This window comes from Bisbaumannia salifodinae, from assembly GCF_055388505.1.
This window is the reverse complement of sequence record NZ_AP043781.1, coordinates 902,758-918,613: the sequence shown is the minus strand read 5'-3', so window position 1 is coordinate 918,613 and position 15,856 is coordinate 902,758. Positions and strand designations below refer to the sequence as shown.

11 protein-coding genes are annotated in these 15,856 nt (G+C 67.5%); 8 read left to right on the top strand and 3 right to left on the bottom strand.

The annotated features are described in order from the left end of the window. Positions 1 to 10 precede the first annotated feature (10 nt). Complete coding sequence (locus ACZ5EF_RS04235) at positions 11 to 625, top strand: NADPH-dependent FMN reductase (protein WP_346063899.1); 615 nt, start codon at positions 11 to 13, stop codon at positions 623 to 625. After that, positions 622 to 1,203, top strand: coding sequence for a putative antibiotic biosynthesis monooxygenase (locus tag ACZ5EF_RS04230; RefSeq protein ID WP_346063900.1), 582 nt, complete (start codon positions 622 to 624; stop codon positions 1,201 to 1,203). The genes ACZ5EF_RS04235 and ACZ5EF_RS04230 overlap by 4 nt, the downstream gene beginning before the upstream one ends. 7 nt (positions 1,204 to 1,210) lie before the next feature. Here the strand turns inward: ACZ5EF_RS04230 and ACZ5EF_RS04225 are convergent, their stop codons facing one another. The 3 genes from ACZ5EF_RS04225 to ACZ5EF_RS04215 all read right to left on the bottom strand — a co-directional run bounded on the left by ACZ5EF_RS04225 (position 1,211) and on the right by ACZ5EF_RS04215 (position 5,483). Then, complete coding sequence (locus tag ACZ5EF_RS04225) at positions 1,211 to 3,616, bottom strand: FdhF/YdeP family oxidoreductase (protein WP_346063901.1); 2,406 nt, start codon at positions 3,614 to 3,616, stop codon at positions 1,211 to 1,213. Continuing rightward, complete coding sequence (locus tag ACZ5EF_RS04220; RefSeq protein ID WP_346063902.1) at positions 3,613 to 4,473, bottom strand: formate dehydrogenase accessory sulfurtransferase FdhD; 861 nt, start codon at positions 4,471 to 4,473, stop codon at positions 3,613 to 3,615. Before ACZ5EF_RS04220 ends, ACZ5EF_RS04225 begins: the two co-directional genes overlap by 4 nt. 110 nt (positions 4,474 to 4,583) lie before the next feature. Next, complete coding sequence (locus ACZ5EF_RS04215; RefSeq protein WP_346063903.1) at positions 4,584 to 5,483, bottom strand: LysR family transcriptional regulator; 900 nt, start codon at positions 5,481 to 5,483, stop codon at positions 4,584 to 4,586. Positions 5,484 to 5,794: 311 nt separating this feature from the next. Between ACZ5EF_RS04215 and ACZ5EF_RS04210 the strand changes: the two genes are divergently transcribed. The 6 genes from ACZ5EF_RS04210 (at position 5,795) to ACZ5EF_RS04185 (ending at position 15,805) form a co-directional block, all read left to right on the top strand. Then, complete coding sequence (locus ACZ5EF_RS04210; protein WP_346063904.1) at positions 5,795 to 7,648, top strand: ABC transporter ATP-binding protein; 1,854 nt, start codon at positions 5,795 to 5,797, stop codon at positions 7,646 to 7,648. 323 nt (positions 7,649 to 7,971) lie between these two features. After that, a complete protein-coding gene (locus ACZ5EF_RS04205) occupies positions 7,972 to 8,226 on the top strand; it encodes a hypothetical protein (protein WP_346063905.1) in 255 nt (84 codons plus the stop codon). Positions 8,227 to 8,320: 94 nt separating this feature from the next. Further along, the gene (locus tag ACZ5EF_RS04200; RefSeq protein WP_346063906.1) at positions 8,321 to 8,740 is read left to right on the top strand and encodes a GFA family protein; all 420 of its coding nucleotides are present in this window, start codon (positions 8,321 to 8,323) and stop codon (positions 8,738 to 8,740) included. A gap of 247 nt (positions 8,741 to 8,987) precedes the next feature. Further along, positions 8,988 to 9,836 carry a sensor histidine kinase gene (locus ACZ5EF_RS04195; RefSeq protein ID WP_346063907.1) on the top strand — a complete coding sequence of 283 codons (849 nt, stop codon included), beginning with the start codon at positions 8,988 to 8,990 and terminating at the stop codon, positions 9,834 to 9,836. After that, complete coding sequence (gene nosR / locus ACZ5EF_RS04190) at positions 9,833 to 11,170, top strand: response regulator c-di-GMP phosphodiesterase, NosR family (protein ID WP_346063908.1); 1,338 nt, start codon at positions 9,833 to 9,835, stop codon at positions 11,168 to 11,170. Before ACZ5EF_RS04195 ends, nosR begins: the two co-directional genes overlap by 4 nt. 42 nt (positions 11,171 to 11,212) lie before the next feature. Further along, complete coding sequence (locus ACZ5EF_RS04185; RefSeq protein ID WP_346063909.1) at positions 11,213 to 15,805, top strand: EAL domain-containing protein; 4,593 nt, start codon at positions 11,213 to 11,215, stop codon at positions 15,803 to 15,805. Positions 15,806 to 15,856 lie beyond the last annotated feature (51 nt).

The following is a 15,856-nucleotide window of genomic DNA, read 5'->3' as shown; positions in this document are numbered from 1 at the left end:
AGGAGGCCCCATGAGCGCTACCCCCGGCCCACGCATCCTGGTCTTCGCCGGCAGCACCCGGCGTGGCTCCCATAACACGCATCTGGCCCGACTCGCCGCCGAGCGCCTCGAGCGCCATGGCGCCCGGGTCACCCGGATCGACCTCAAGGACTACCCCCTGCCCCTCTACGACGGCGACCTGGAGGCCGCCGAAGGCCTACCGCCCCAGGCCCGACGCCTGCAGGCCCTGCTCGCCGAGCACCAGGGGCTGCTGATCGCCTCGCCGGAGTACAACGGCTTCCCCACCCCGCTGCTCAAGAACACCCTGGACTGGATGACCCGCCCGGACGGCGAGCGCAGCGGCCTGGCCCTGTTCGCCGACAAGGTGGCGGCGGTGGTGTCCGCCTCTCCGGGCGCCCTGGGCGGCATGCGCAGCCTGGGCCTGACCCGCCAGCTGCTGGGCAACCTCGGCGTGATGGTGCTGCCCAACCCCCTGGCCCTGCCCCGTGCCGCCCAGGCCTTCGGCGAGGACGGCGACTTGGAGGAGGCCGCCGTGCGCCAGCGCCTGGACTCCCTCTGCCACCGCCTGGTCAGCACCCTGAGTCGCCTGCACCCCATTGATGACGCCAGTGGAGAGAGCCCATGAGTGACGCTACCCAGCCCCAGGAAGGCGCCCACTGCGAGGGCGCCACCCTGCGCATCCATCACCGCATCAGGCCCCAGGCCCATGAACGCTACGAGACCTGGCTGCGCCAGATCATCGAGGCCGCCGGGCGCTTCCCCGGCCACCAGGGCGTGCATATCCTGCGCCCCCCGGCGGGGGGCCAGGACTACGAGATCGCGGTGCGCTTCGCCGGCGAGGAGGACGCCCGGCGCTGGCGGGAGTCCAACGAGCGCCGCGAGCTGCTGGCGGTGATCCAGCCGGAGCTCGCCCAGGACGAGCACCTGGAGATCCTCAGCGGCATCGACTACTGGTTCACCCCCCCAGAGTCCGGCGCCAGGGTGCCGGTGCGCTGGAAGCAGTGGCTGATCACCACCGCGGTGATCTGGCCCCTGACCATCCTGGTACCGCTGCTCTGGTGGCCGCTGTTCCAGGCGGTACCGGCCCTGGAGACCTGGGGCCTGCGCCACGGGCTGGTGGCGGCGACCATCGTCGCCCTGGTGGTCTATGTGGTGATGCCGCGAGTAGTACGCCGGGTCTCGCCCTGGCTGCATCGCCGCTGACCTCACTTCACGCCAGGCGGCGGCTGGGCACCAGTTGCACCGCCACCGCCTTGGCCACCGGGGTATCGCTGCCCTCGCCCACCCGCTCCAGGGGCATCAACGCATTGGTCTCCGGGTAGTAGGCGGCGCAGCAGCCCGGCGGGGTGTCATAGGCCACCAGGCGGAAGGCCGGCGCCCGGCGCGGCTCGCCCCGCCTCTCTCCCTGCACCTCTTCCTGCCCCTCTTCCCGATAAGGCTCGCCCAGCAGGTCCACCCAGTCGCCGTCGCGCAGCCCCAGCCGCGCCAGGTCGCCGGGATTGACGAAGAGCACCCGACGCTGCCCCTTGACCCCGCGATAGCGGTCGTCATAGCCATAGACGGTGGTGTTGTACTGGTCGTGGCTGCGCAGGGTCTGCAGGGTCAGCCAGCCCGGGCGCCCGGCCAGGCGCTGGTGCATCACCGCCTCGGGCAGGGCGCCGGCGGCGAATTCGGCGGCCCCGGAGGCGGTGGGGAAATCGCGGTGGCGGGCCGGGTTGTCGAGGATAAAGCCGCGGGGCGCCGCCAGGCGGGCGTTGAAGTCCGCGAAGCCGGGAATCACCGCGGCGATCTCGTCGCGGATGCGGTCGTAGTCCGCCACCAGGGCCGCCCAGTCCACCACCGCCGGGTCGATCCCACGCCGCGGCAGCACCCGGGCCAGGGTCGCCGCGGCAATCCCGGCGACGATGGCTGGCTCCGAGCGCAGCGCCGGCGAGGCCGGCGCCAGGCGCCCGGCACTGGCATGCACCGCCGACATGGAGTCCTCGACGCTGATGCGCTGGGGTCGTCCCTCGGGACCCTGGCGATCGATCTCGCTGCGCCCCAGGCAGGGCAGGATCAGCGCCTCCCGCCCGGTGATCAGGTGGCTGCGATTGAGCTTGGTGCTGATCTGCACCGTCAGCCCGGCCCGGCGCAGGGCCGCCTCGGTACGCGGCGTATCCGGGGTGGCCCGGGCGAAGTTGCCGCCCAGGCCGATAAAGACCTCGGCCTGTCCCGCTTCCAGGGCCTGCAGGGCGCCTTTGGTATTGAACCCGGGGCGGCGCGGCATGGGCACCCCGTAGCGCGCCTCCAGGGCATCCAGCAGCCAGGTCGGCGCCGTCTCATCGATGCCCATGGTGCGGTCGCCCTGCACATTGGAGTGGCCGCGCACCGGGCAGGCGCCGGCGCCCGCACGCCCGACATGGCCGCCCAGCAACAGCAGGTTGATGATCTCGCGTACCGTGGCCACCGAGTGCTCATGCTGGGTGATGCCCATGGCCCAGGTGATGATCACCCGCGGGGCGCCGGCGTAGATCTCGGCCAGGCGCGCCATCTCGTCCCGGTCCACACCGGCCTGGGCCTCCAGCGTCGCCCAGTCGCAGGCCAGCACCGCCTCCCGCCAAGCCGCGTAGCCCCGGGTATGGTCCTCGATAAAGGCGCGATCCGGCGCGAAGCTGCCCGCCGCCTGCCTGGCGAAGAGCGCCTTGGCCAGGCCGCGCAGCAGCGCCATATCGCCACCCAGCCGCGGCTGCACATAGTGCCCGGCGATGGGGTGGCTGCCGGCGTGCAGCATCTCGACCTTGCGCTGGGGATCGGCGAAGCGCTCCAGGCCCCGCTCGCGCAGGGGGTTGATGGCCACGATGGTGGCGCCCCGCTCCGCCGCCCGGCGCAGGTCCCCCAGCATCCGCGGGTGATTGGTGCCGGGGTTCTGGCCCAGCACGAAGATGGCATCCGCCGCCTCGAAGTCCTCCAGGCGCACCGTGCCCTTGCTCACTCCCAGGCTCGCCGTCATGCCCAGGCCGCTGGCCTCGTGGCACATATTGGAGCAGTCGGGGAAGTTGTTGGTGCCGAACAGGCGCACGAACAGCTGGTAGAGGTAGGCGGCCTCGTTGCTGGCCCGCCCCGAGGTGTAGAAGAGCGCCCGATCCGGGTCGTCGAGGCCCGCCAGGCGCTCGGCGATCAGCGCGAAGGCGGCGTCCCAGCCGATGGGCCGATAGCGATCCGTGGCGGCGTCATAGTAGAGGGGCTCGGTGAGGCGCCCCTGGGCCTCCAGGCGGCAGTCGTCCCAGCCCAGCAGCTCGCCCACCGGATGGCGGGTGAAGAAGTCGCCCCCTACCCGCTTGGCGGTGGCCTCCCAGGTCACCGCTTTGGCGCCGTTCTCGCAGAACTCGAAGGCGGCGCCATGGGTGGGGTCGCCCCAGGCGCAGCCCGGGCAGTCGAAGCCGTCGGCCTGATTCATGGCCAGCAGCGCCCGCACCCCGGTCAGCGGCGCACCGCTGCGCGTCAACTGGCGGCCGACGCTCTTCAGCGCGCCCCAGCCCCCGGCCGGGCCGGCATAAGGGGCCAGCGAGGGGGGGCCGGCCAGGCGCTTCTCGATCAACGGCAACTCCACCGCGAGTGGGGGTTCGTCTCGGCTCATAACAAGTCCTCCTCGTTATCGGGGGCCTGGCCGCTAAGCAGTTCCAGGTCGCGGCCGCGGTGGCAACAGATCAGGTTGAGGTCACAGGCCCGGGCCACCTCCACCGCCATATCGGAGGGCAGCGCCAGGGTGGCCAGGGTGGCGACGCCGGCGCGCACCGCCTTGTGCACCAGCTCCAGGCTGCAGCGGCTGGAAACCAGCAGGGCCGCGAAATGCCACCCCGGATCCGCCGCCCGACGCAGTCCCTCGCCGATCACCCGATCCAGGGCGTTATGGCGGCCGATATCGCGACCCAGGGCCAGGGGGCGGCCCCGCGCGTCCAGGCCCAGGGCGAGATGCAGGCCCGGCGCCGAGTGCGCGCCCAGGGCCTCCAGGCCGCGCCGCAGGGCCGCCGCCGGCAGGGGCGACCGTGCCGGCAGGCGGCGCAGCCCGGCCAGTAGCTGGCCCTCCTCGGCCAGGCCGCAGGCGCCGCAGCTGGAGAGCGAGGGGCCGGCGCGACGCAGTGCCAGGGCCTGAGCCTCCAGGCGCGGTGCCACCGAGAGGTGCACCGCCAGCCCGTGGCGCAGTCGCGCCAGACGCACCTCCGTGACCTGGTCGGCCCGGCTGATCCAGCCGGCGGTATAGGCATGGCCCAGGGCCAGGGACTCCAGGGACTCCGGGGTCGCCAGCAGGGTGGCCATGGGGCTGTCGTTGAGCAGCAGGGTCAGGGGCGCCTCGGCGGGGCCGCACTGGTCGCGCAGCGGCCGCCGGCGGCTATCCCGATAGGTCGAGGCGCTATCGCAGACGGCCCGGCGGCGCCGGAGTGGCGCCACGGCAGGCATCGAGGTCGTGGCCAGGGAAGTCGCGGCGATAGGCATTGGGGGTCGCTCCGGGGACAGCAACGGATGCCGGCAGCCTACCCGGGAGCATTGCGCCCTCGCCAATGGAGGCTGGCGATCCCACCATAGATGTCATCTATCAAACGACCTCAGGGGGAAGCCGGCCAGGCCGCCAGCACCTCCTCCAGCAGGCGACTGCGCGGCCGCTGGGGCCGCCACAGCAGGCCGACCCGGTCCCCCGGCCCCGGCAGTCGCCGGGCACGGATCCCGGAAGCGGTGGCCGGCAGGCAGTTCTCCGGCAACACGCCCACCCCCAGCCCGGCCCCCACCAGCGCCAGCAGGGCGGCGATGGAGTTGGCCTCCAGCTGGGGTTCCAGGGACTCGTTCAGGGGCGCTGTCGGGGCTTCCCCCGGGGACTCGCCCTGCGCCTGGAGCCGCGCCGCCAGCAGCTGGCGGTTATGCATCTCCGGGGTCAGCAGGCAGAGCGGATAGTCCCCCAGGCTCGCCCAGTCGGGCGCCTCGGGGAGGCGGAAGTGATGCGGCGAGGCGAGCAGCGCCGGGCGCTCCTCGTGGAGGGGGCGATGGGCGAAGCCGGCCATGGCCGGGGCGTCCAGGTAACCCAGCACCAGGTCCAGCTCGCCGTTCTCCAGCCCCTGGGCCAGGCGCGGCGTGGCCAGTTCGCGCAGGCGCACCCGCAGCCGCGGATGAGTCGCCCGCAGGCTGGCCAGCGGCTCGGCCAGGGCGCCCAGGGCGGTGGGGATCACCCCCAGGGTCAGGCGCCCGGTAAGGGGCGCACCCGGGGCCAGCTCGCCGCGCAGCGCCTCGAACTCGCCGAGGATGCGCCGGGCATGGCCCAGCACCCGCTCCCCCTCCGGGGTCAGGCCCTCGTAGCGGCGCCCGCGGCGAATCAGCCGCACCCCCAGTTCCTCCTCCAGGCCGCGCAGCCGCGCCGAGAGGGTCGGCTGGGTGACATGGCAGGCCGCGGCGGCACGGCCGAAGTGACGCTCCCGGGCCAGGGCGGCCAGGAAGGCGAGTTGACGATGATCCAAGCAGCACTCCCTCGGGGTATCGGTGATAGACGAGCCCTATGATGCCAGAGGCGGGCCCACTCGCCAGTGTTCCCTCCCCCAGCGTTGGCATAGCCAAGGGGCGCTGGGAGCAGGGCAGAGCGGGGGTTTTTTGCCAGGGATGGCAAAAGTAGCGCCCAAGGAGGGGTTCACAGCGCCCCGCGATGGCCTGCCCCCAGGATAGCCCCAGGCCTCAACAAGGGGAGAACGCTAACCGCAAATAGCCCTATGCACCGCGCCCTAACGCTGGGCTCTGCTACACTCGGCCCTTCTGCTCTGCCGGAGTCCTCGCCTTGTCGGCCCCGTCCCCGCCCACGCCCCCCGCCAACCCCTTCGCCGGCTTCTTCGGCGTCTTCCGCTACAGCCGCCGGGCGATTCGCCTGGTGTGGGAGACCTCGCGGCCGCTGACCCTGGGCCTGGCGGTCTGCACCCTGGTGGCCGGGGTGCTGCCGGCGGTGGCGGCCTGGCTCGGCCAGTTGATCGTCGATGCGGTGGTGGCGGCCATGGCGGCGCATCGGGAGAGCGGCCAGTCGCCGACCCTCGCCAGCCTCTGGCCGGTGCTGCGCTATGTGCTGGCCGAGGCCGGGGTGATCGCCCTGATCGCCCTGGCCCAGCGCGGCCTCTCCGCCCAGCAGTCGCTGCTGCGCGCCCAGCTGGGGCACAAAGTCAATGTGATGATCCTCGAGAAGGCGGGCCGGCTGTCGCTGGCCCAGTTCGAGGATTCGGAACTCTACGACCAACTGACCCGGGCCCGCCGCGAGGCCTCCACCCGCCCCCTGGCGCTGGTCAACAAGACCTTCGCCCTGGGCCAGCACGGCATCTCCCTGGTCAGCTTCGGGGTGCTGCTGGTGGGCTTCTCGCCCTGGGCACTGTTGATCCTGGTGGTGGGCGCCCTGCCGGTGTTCCTCTCCGAGGCCAAGTTCTCCGGCGACGCCTTCCGGCTGTTCCGCTGGCGCTCGCCCCAGACCCGCATGCAGATGTACCTGGAGACGGTGCTGGCCCGCGAGGACAGCATCAAGGAGGTGCGCCTGTTCGGCCTGGAACCGCTGCTGCTGGGCCGCTATCGGGGCATCTTCGAGACCCTCTACGGCGAGGACCGCCGGCTGACCATTCGCCGCGACACCTGGGGCTTCCTGCTCGGCCTGCTGGGCACCCTGGCCTTCTACGGCGCCTACGCCTGGGTGGTGATCGAGACGGTGGGTGGCGCCCTGACCCTGGGCGAGATGACCATGTACCTGATGGTCTTCAAGCAGGGCCAGGCGGCCCTCTCGGCGGGGCTCACCGCCATCGGCGGCATGTACGAGGACAACCTCTACCTCTCCAACCTCTACGAGTACCTGGAGCAGCCGGTGGAGCGCGACGACGGCACCCTGACCGCGGGCGTGCGCCCCGGCGACGGCATCCGCTTCGAGGGGGTCGCCTTCACCTACCCCGGCGCCGAGACCCCGGTGCTGGCGGGCATCGACCTGCACCTGCGCCCGGGGCAGAGCCTGGCCCTGGTGGGCGAGAACGGCTCCGGCAAGACCACATTGATCAAGCTGCTGACGCGCCTCTATCCACCCTCGGCGGGACGCATCCTGCTCGACGGCAGCGACCTGCGCGACTGGGACGTGCGGGCCCTGCGCCGGCGCATCGGGGTGATCTTCCAGGACTTCGTGCGCTACCAGCTGCAGGTGGGCGAGAACCTGGGGGTCGGCGACGTGGCCGCCTTCGAGGACGAGGCCCGCTGGCAGGCCGCCGCCCGCCTGGGCCTGGCGGACGCCTTTATCGAACGCCTGGGCGGCGGCTACCGCACCCAGTTGGGGCGCTGGTTCAAGGGCGGCCAGGAGCTCTCCGGCGGCCAGTGGCAGAAGATCGCCCTGTCCCGGGCCTATATGCGCGAGGAGGCCGATATCCTGGTGCTCGACGAGCCCACCGCGGCCATGGATGCCGCCGCCGAGGCGGAGGTCTTCGCCCGCTTCCGCGAGCACAGCCGCGACAAGATGACCATCCTGATCTCCCACCGCTTCTCCACGGTGCGCGCCGCCGACCAGATCCTGGTGATCGACCGCGGCCGCATCCTCGAACGCGGCACCCACGCCGAGCTGCTGGCCCGGGACGGCCGCTACGCCACGCTATTCCGCCTCCAGGCCAAGGGTTACCGCTGAGCATCTATTGGTTGACGCTTAATCAGAGAGCCTTTACAAGTAAGAGGGTCGTATCTCGGATGCGACCCCCGACCTCAATAGAAACGCTCAACCGAAGAGCCCGTCTCATGCCCTGGCAACCCCGCGTCACTTCTCCGGCCGAGTCGCATCGCATTCCTCATCATGCGATGCGAACCCGCCGTTGCCGCCTGCCAGAGACCCCCTGAGACGATCCTGGCCGCGGCACGTGCCGCGGCACGTGCCGCGGCCAAGCGATCACCTGCCAGACCGGTATCCCCTGTTCGCGCCACGTCCCGGCCTCCTGACCCAAGGAGACCGCAAGAATGGCAACCCCAACGATCGCCCGGCGCCTGCTGACCGCCCTCCGCCAGCGCCTGACCCGGCGCCGCCATTACGCCGAGCTGCGCGACTACGACCCTCGCCTGCTCAGGGATATCGGCCTGCGCTGGGAGCGTGGCCATCTGGTCGCCTTCGACGCCGAGTCCGAACGCGATTCGGAGACCGTACAACGTCGCCAGCGTGCCGAGACCCGCGACGCCCATGAGACCTGTCCCCGCTGCGGGAGCCGGTTGACGTAGATCCCCGGCCCCGGTCACAGGAAGTGACCGGGGCCTTTTCGTGGGGCGGTGAACTACACTGCAAGGCCAAACCACGATCAAGGAGGAGACCACCATGTCGATGACCGCCAGCGGACGCTGCCTGTGCGGCGCCGTGACCCTGGAGCTGAGCCTGGGCAACGCCAAGGTGGGCGCCTGCCACTGCAGCATTTGCCGTACCTGGGGCGGCGGCCCCCTGCTGGCCCTGGAGTCGGTGGAGGCGATGACCCTGCATGGCGAGACGCATATCCGTACCTATGCCTCCTCGGCGTGGGCCGAGCGCGGCTTCTGCAGCCGCTGCGGCACCCACCTCTTCTATCGCCTCACCTCCGGCGAGCATGTCGCCGTGCCGGTGGGCCTGATCGACGACGGCCGCGCCTGGCGCTTCGAGGCCGAGATCTTTATCGACGAGAAGCCCGCCTTCTACGACTTCGCCAATGCCACCCACAAGATGACCGGCGCCGAGGTCTTCGCCGCCTTCGCCCAACAGGAGTAGCCCCGGCCTTCGCCGGGCGGCGCCGGCCCTGCTGCATTGCTCCCGCCATGGGGATTGCCCCCTGGCGGGACCGATTCCAACGACACCGGTCTCCAGGGACGCGGGCCCTTTATCCCGCTTAAGCCCCTCCGTCTACGCTCGATTAAAGCTCGGCCGCGATTGGCCGATTAGCTAGTTATGATCAAGGAAAAGCTATCTTTGCCTTAGGCGATAGCTGTGTCCCCACCCCAGACGCCGAGGGGGCCGCATGTCCGAGCACAAGCCTGCCGATCAATTGCTGCAGGAGCTGGAGCAGGTCAATACTCAACTTCTCCAGTCCGAGAAGCTGGCGGCCATCGGTCAGTTGGCCGCCGGGGTTGCCCACGAAATCAATAACCCCATCGGCTACGTCTTCTCCAACCTCAAGTCCCTGGCACAATATGTCGAGGATCTCCTGCGCATCGCCGATGCGGCCGATGAGGTCAACAGCCTTGAAGCACTCAGAGCCCTGAAGTCCCGGCTGGACTATGAGTTTCTGCGCCAGGACATCGGTGCCCTCTTGCACGAATCGGCGGAGGGGATCACGCGTATCAAGAGCATCATTACGGCCCTCAAGGACTTTTCCCATATCGACGACGAGGACTTCCGCAGCGCCGACCTCCACCACGGGCTGGAGAGCACCCTCAACCTGGTCAATAACGAACTGAAGTACAAGGCGGAGGTGATCAAGGACTATGATCCCGAGCTCCCCAGCATCGAGTGCCTGCCTTCACAGATCAATCAGGTGATCCTCAACCTGCTGACCAATGCCGCTCAGGCCATCGAGGGGAGCGGTCGCATCACGCTATCCACCGGCCGCCACGGCGACGAGGTCTGGTTCGAGGTGGGCGACAATGGGCAGGGCATCGCTCCGGAGCATCAGAGCCGCCTCTTCGATCCCTTCTTCACCACCAAGCCGGTGGGGGAAGGCACCGGCCTGGGCCTGGCGCTCTCCCATAGCATCGTGCAGAAACACGGTGGACGCATCGAGGTCGACAGCGCCCCATCATGCGGCAGTCGCTTCCGGGTCTGGCTGCCGATTACCCAGCCATCCCATGATGCGGAACCCAGCCCATGATGTTTGCTGCCTCCACTGCCCAGGCAGCCACCGTGCTGTTGGTGGACGATGAACCCAATGTGCTCTCGGCCATCAAACGCGAGCTGCGCCACGAGCCCTACCGGCTGCTCATGGCCGAAAGCGGCGAGGCGGCCCTTGAGCTACTGGCAGAAGAGGACATCGACCTGGTGATCTCGGATGCCATCATGCCGGGGATGGATGGGGCCCAACTGCTGGCGGAAATCCAGCAGCGTCGGCCCAGCTGCGTGCGTATCCTGCTGACCGGCAAGGCCGACCTCTCGGCGACCATCCGCGCCATCAATGAAGGGCACATCTATCGCTATATTGCCAAGCCCTGGGATGATCACGAGCTGCTACTGACCCTTCGCCATGCCCTGTCCCATCTGCAGAGCGAACGGGAGAGGCGGCGCCTGGAAGCACTGACCCAGGCTCAGAATGAAGAGCTGCTGGCACTCAATGCCGACCTGGAACGGCGGGTCGCGGCACGCACCGAGGAGCTCCAGCAGACCGCAGACATGCTCGATGCCGCCTATGGTGAGCTCAAGCAGAGCTATGTCATCACTACCCGGGTTTTCTCAACCCTGATCAACCAGCGCCTGCCCCGGTCCCTCCAGACCAATGCCCAGGTAGGCCGGCTGGTGCGCGCCTTCGCCGACGATCAAGGCCTCGATGAGTCGCTGCGACATGACCTGGAAATGGCCGCGGCCCTCTATAACCTGGGTCGCCTGAGCTGGGACGACCAGATGCTGACCACCCCGGCCCAGCGCCTCTATGCCAAGCAGCAGAGCGAATACCGTCGCTACCCTGAAGCCGGCGAAGCACTGCTGATGACACTAGAACCCCTGCAAGGCGCGGCACGGCTGATTCGTCACCATAGAGAGTACTGGAATGGCTCCGGCTATCCCGATCGGCTCAGGGACGAGACGATCCCCTACGGCGCCCGCCTGCTGGGCCTGGCGGTGGACTTTATCGAACTGCAGCGGGGCATGATCCTGCCTCGCCAGGTATCCCGCCCCGGGGCCCTGGAGCTACTCCAGAAGCTGGCCGGCCGAGTTTATGACCCCGAACTGTGTCGAGCCTTTATCGCCCTGTGTCAGGAGCAAGCCCCCGACCTGGGGCTCCAGGATGCCCGGGTCATGACCCTGGATACCCGCCAGGTGGAGCCGGGCATGGTGCTGGTACAGGATTTGCACTCCACCGAGGGCATGCTGCTGATCAACCACGGCAAGGCCCTGACGGCATCCTTGATCGAGCGGCTGATTCGTTTCGAGGAAACCGAGGGTGCCAGCTATACCCTGATCGTTCGTCCCGCCGAGAGCGAAGAGGAGGTCTAATGATCCCTGGCCACGACTCCGTCCTAACAAGCCAGTGACCCCATGAAGATGCGCCTGATGGTCGGCCATACCTACCATGGCCTGGTTGGACTGACCTGTGTCGTGCTGGGGCTGGTCGGCGTGGCCTTGACTCCCACCACAGGCGGCGGACTGCTGCTGCGAGCCGATGCGGCCCTGGTCCTGGGAGGGGTGGGCCTGGCGCTCCTCAGCCTGGCGCTGACCGGGCGCCGTCTCGCCCAGGGCATGCTATTGGGCACACTGATCGGCCTAGCATTGATAACGATGCTGCCCATCTCACTGCCCACGCCGCCCGCGTCCTGGTGGCCCCTGGGGATCACTGTCCTGGGACTCCTGGCATGGATGCGGGACGAGACGGGATCGAGGCGACTCGCCCGGCTTATCGGCACCCTGATGACGGCGATCAACCTGGGCCTGCTGGCAGCCATCTGGCTGGGAGACCCGCCCGGCCTCGACCCCCACTTCCAGACGCCCCTACTCATGGGGCTGGTGCCCCTGGCCCTGAGCCTGCTGCTCATGTTGCCACCGCCCGCGCCACGCCAACCCCGAGGGTTCCCGGGACGCCTGGCCCTCCTGGCAGGGCTGGGAGGAATCACCCTCTCGGTCAGCGGCTGGTATCTGCTGGGCCTTCAGGGGCAGCAGCGCATCGAAGAGCAAGCCCGATCGGTCGCCGACCAGGCCTGGTCACGCCTGGAAGCCGAGCTGAGCGACTACAGTCAGCTGATTCGGCGCCAGGCCGGGCGCTGGCAGGCCCTCGGCGCGCTCCCCGACGCCCCCCTGCGTGATCAGGAAGTCCACAGCTACCTGGACGACTTTCCCCAACTCAGCCTACTGGCCGTACTGGATCGCGACCTGATCCCTCTCTGGGAAGAGTCCCGCGAAACCGAGACCTCACCGACCAGCCAGGCATACCTCGACTCGCCCCACCATCGCCAATGGCTGGAGGGGGTGCTGGGTGGAGATGACTCCCGTCTCAGCCCGATTCTGTCCCGGGGCGAGAATATCCAGCTATTGCTGGCCCACCCCTTGTCACTGCCCGACTCCCCGACTCATCTCCTGTTGGCCAGCCTGTCCCTTGTCCCGCTACTGGAAACTCAGCTCGATGCCCTGGGGCCCCTGGCCATCCACCTCCACGAGGGAGACCGGAACCTCTACCCCCGGCACGACCATGAGCATTGGCAGGCGGGTCGACGACTGCTGATGCGCGATATCAAGCTTCCGCAGGGAGAGCACTGGCGGCTAGAGATCACCCACTCCCCCCGACAGTTGCTCCAAGCCACCCTTCCCGCCAACCTGATTCTGATGACTGGCCTGCTGTTCAGCTATCTCCTGATGCTGAGCCAGGGGCTATTTCGCCTCTCGAAACACCACCTGCACCAGTTGGACAAGAACCACCGCACCCTGCAACACACGCTGCGCGAACGGGATCAGTTCTATACCCTCTCCGCGGACCTCTTCTGCCGGGTCGACCTGGAAGGGCACTTGATGCAGATCAACCCCGCCTTCCAACGACTGCTCGGATATGCTCCGGAGCAGCTGGTCGGCCGCCCTTACCACGCCTTGGTCGACTCCCAGGACCAGCCCATCATTGCCGCTGCCATCAAGCGCCTGGAGGAGGGAGAGCCGATTCAAGGCATGGAAGTCCGCCTGCGTGATTGCCGTGACCACATTCACTGGGTAGAGATAAACGCCAATCTCGGCGAGGAGCGGGTGATCTATGCCGTGGCCCGGGAGATCACCCAGCGCAAGCAGAATGAACAGCAGCTGCTACATCACCAACGCCTCTTCCAGATCGTCGGGCATACGGCGCTGATCGGCGGCTGGTATATGGAAGCGGGGCGGGCCCCGATCTGGTCCGATGCACTCTGCGCCATCCACGAGGTGCCATCAGGCTTCCAGCCCACCCTGGAACAGGCCATCGGCTTCTATGCCGCCGAGTCACGAACACGTTTTCGTCAGGATTTCGAAAGCTGTGCACGTGAAGGCATCGCCTTCGACGACGAGTATGAACTGGTTACCGCCAAGGGGCGTCGCCTCTGGGTGCGAGTGATCGGCGAGGCAGTTCATGATGATCTGGGGGGCATTCAGCGCGTCCAGGGCTCCACCCAGGACATCACGGAGCACCGCTGCCTGCAGCGGGAAGTTTCCTCCCTGGCCGAGCGCCTGACCACTACCCTGGAGAGCATCACCGACGGCTTCTTCACCCTGGATAGGCAATGGCGCTTCACTTACCTCAATCGTGAGGCGGAAAAGACCCTGGGATACTCACGCCGTCAGCTTATTGACCAGAACCTATGGATGGCCTTCCCCGAAGCCGTGGGCAGCCGGTTCGAGATCGAATATCGTCGCGCCATGACCTCTCAGACGGCCATGCACTTCGAAGCCTACTACTCACCGCTGAGGCTCTGGTGTGAGGCGCATGCCTACCCCTCTGACGAGGGGCTCGCGGTCTACTTCCGCAACATCAATCAACGCAAGACCGCCGAGCGACAGCTGCATCTGCTGGAACGCAGCATCGAGTCGACCCTCAACGGGGTGGTTATCGCCGATGCCGGTCGGCCCGACCACCCCATCGTCTATGTCAATGCCGCCTTCGAGCGAATCACCGGCTATAGCCGCGATGAGGTGCTGGGCCACAATTGCCGCTTCCTGCAAGGCGAACATACCGCCCCCAAAGCGATCAGCGAAATTCGCCGAGGACTGGCCACGCAACGCGATATCCATGTCACCCTACGCAACTACCACAAGGATGGCACCCCCTTCTGGAACGACCTCTACCTGTCGCCGGTGCGCAATGAAGCCGGGGAGGTGAGCCACTTTATCGGGGTGCAGAATGATATCTCCGCCCAACGCGAGTACGAGTCGCAACTGGCCTACAACGCCAACCACGATGCTCTCACCGGCCTGCCTAACCGCTGGCTGCTGGAGGATCGCCTGCGCCAGGACTGCCAGTTCGCCAACCGCCATGGCCTGCTGCAAGGGGTACTCTTCATCGACCTGGATGGCTTCAAGCCCATCAATGACACCCTGGGCCATACCCTCGGCGACCGGGTCCTGATCGAGGTGGCCAGGCGCCTTTCGGATACGGTACGCCCCGGGGATACCGTGGCACGCTTCGGCAGCGATGAGTTCGTGGTGCTGCTTCCAGAGCTGGTCAGCGAAGAGGATGCCCTACCCTTGGTCGAGAGAGTGCTGAACAGCGTGGCCAGGCCCTATCGCCTGACCGATAGCGAGCTTCGCCTCACCGCCAGTATCGGCATCGCCACCGGACACGGCGAAATCGAGGACCCCATGAATCTCGTTCAGCAGGCGGATCTGGCCATGTACAAGGCCAAGCGCCTGGGGCGCAACACCTACCACTGGTACACCGAGGACCTCAATCACAAGGTCAGCGAGCGAGTCAGGCTACGCAGCGACCTGCAGCAAGCCATCGATGAGGAACAGTTCGAGCTGCACTACCAGCCCCAGATCCATGGCCCCAGCGGTACCGTGATCGGCTTCGAGGCACTGATCCGCTGGCGCCACCCTCTTCACGGCTTCGTCTCACCGGCGGACTTTATTCCCCTGGCCGAGGATACAGGACAGATCATCCCGATCAGCGACTGGGTACTGGCCACCGCCTGCCGAGACAACCGCCATCTCAATTCCCTGGGGCTGGGAGAGTTCCGCATGGGGGTCAATGTCTCTCCCATGCAGTTCCAGCGCCGCCACTTCGTGGACGGCGTCCTCCAGAACCTGGATGCCGCTGGACTCTCTCCGTCCCTGCTGGAACTGGAACTCACCGAGGGCATCCTGATGGAAAAGGCGGATTACGCCATCGAGACCCTGCATGCACTGCGCCAGGCAGGCCTCAGCGTAGCCATTGATGACTTTGGCACCGGCTTCTCGAGCCTGAGCTACCTGAAGTACCTGCCGGTGGACAAGATCAAGATCGACCGTTCCTTTATCCAGGAGGTGATCAGCGACCACCGAGATGCTGCCATCATTCAGGGCGTGCTCTCCATGGCGATCCCCTTGCAGCTTCAGGTCGTGGCCGAGGGAGTCGAAACTCAGGCCCAGTATGCCTACCTGCGCAAGCATCTCTGCGACCTCTACCAGGGCTACTATTTCGCCCGCCCCATGCCCCTGGCCGACCTGGAGATCTACCTGCGGGAGCATCATGCCGCCAGGCACCTCGACAAGGCTCGTCAGAATGGTGACGAGGATCGCCAGACCCTGCTGCTGTTGGACGACGAACCGAATATCCTCAATGCCCTCAACCGCGCCCTGCGCCGTGACGGCTATCGCATCCTGACCACCAGCAACCCTCACGAGGCCTTCGAACTGCTGGCCACTCATGAAGTCCAGGTGATCATCTCCGACCAGCGCATGCCGGCCATGAGCGGCACCGAGTTCCTGCACCGGGTCAAGGACCTTTACCCCCAGACCATGCAGATCGTGCTCTCCGGCTATACCGACCTGAAGACGGTGACCACCGCCATTAACGAGGGCGCCATCTACAAGTTCCTGACCAAGCCCTGGGATGACGACGAATTGCGTCTCGTGGTGCAGCGAGCGTTCCGCGAAGCCGCCGTCGTCCAGGTCCGTCATCGCGATCAAGCGGCGTCACGCCACTGACTGGTGAAGAACGTATCGCCCCCATGCCTCCCCGGAATGGGCCGAGTAGCG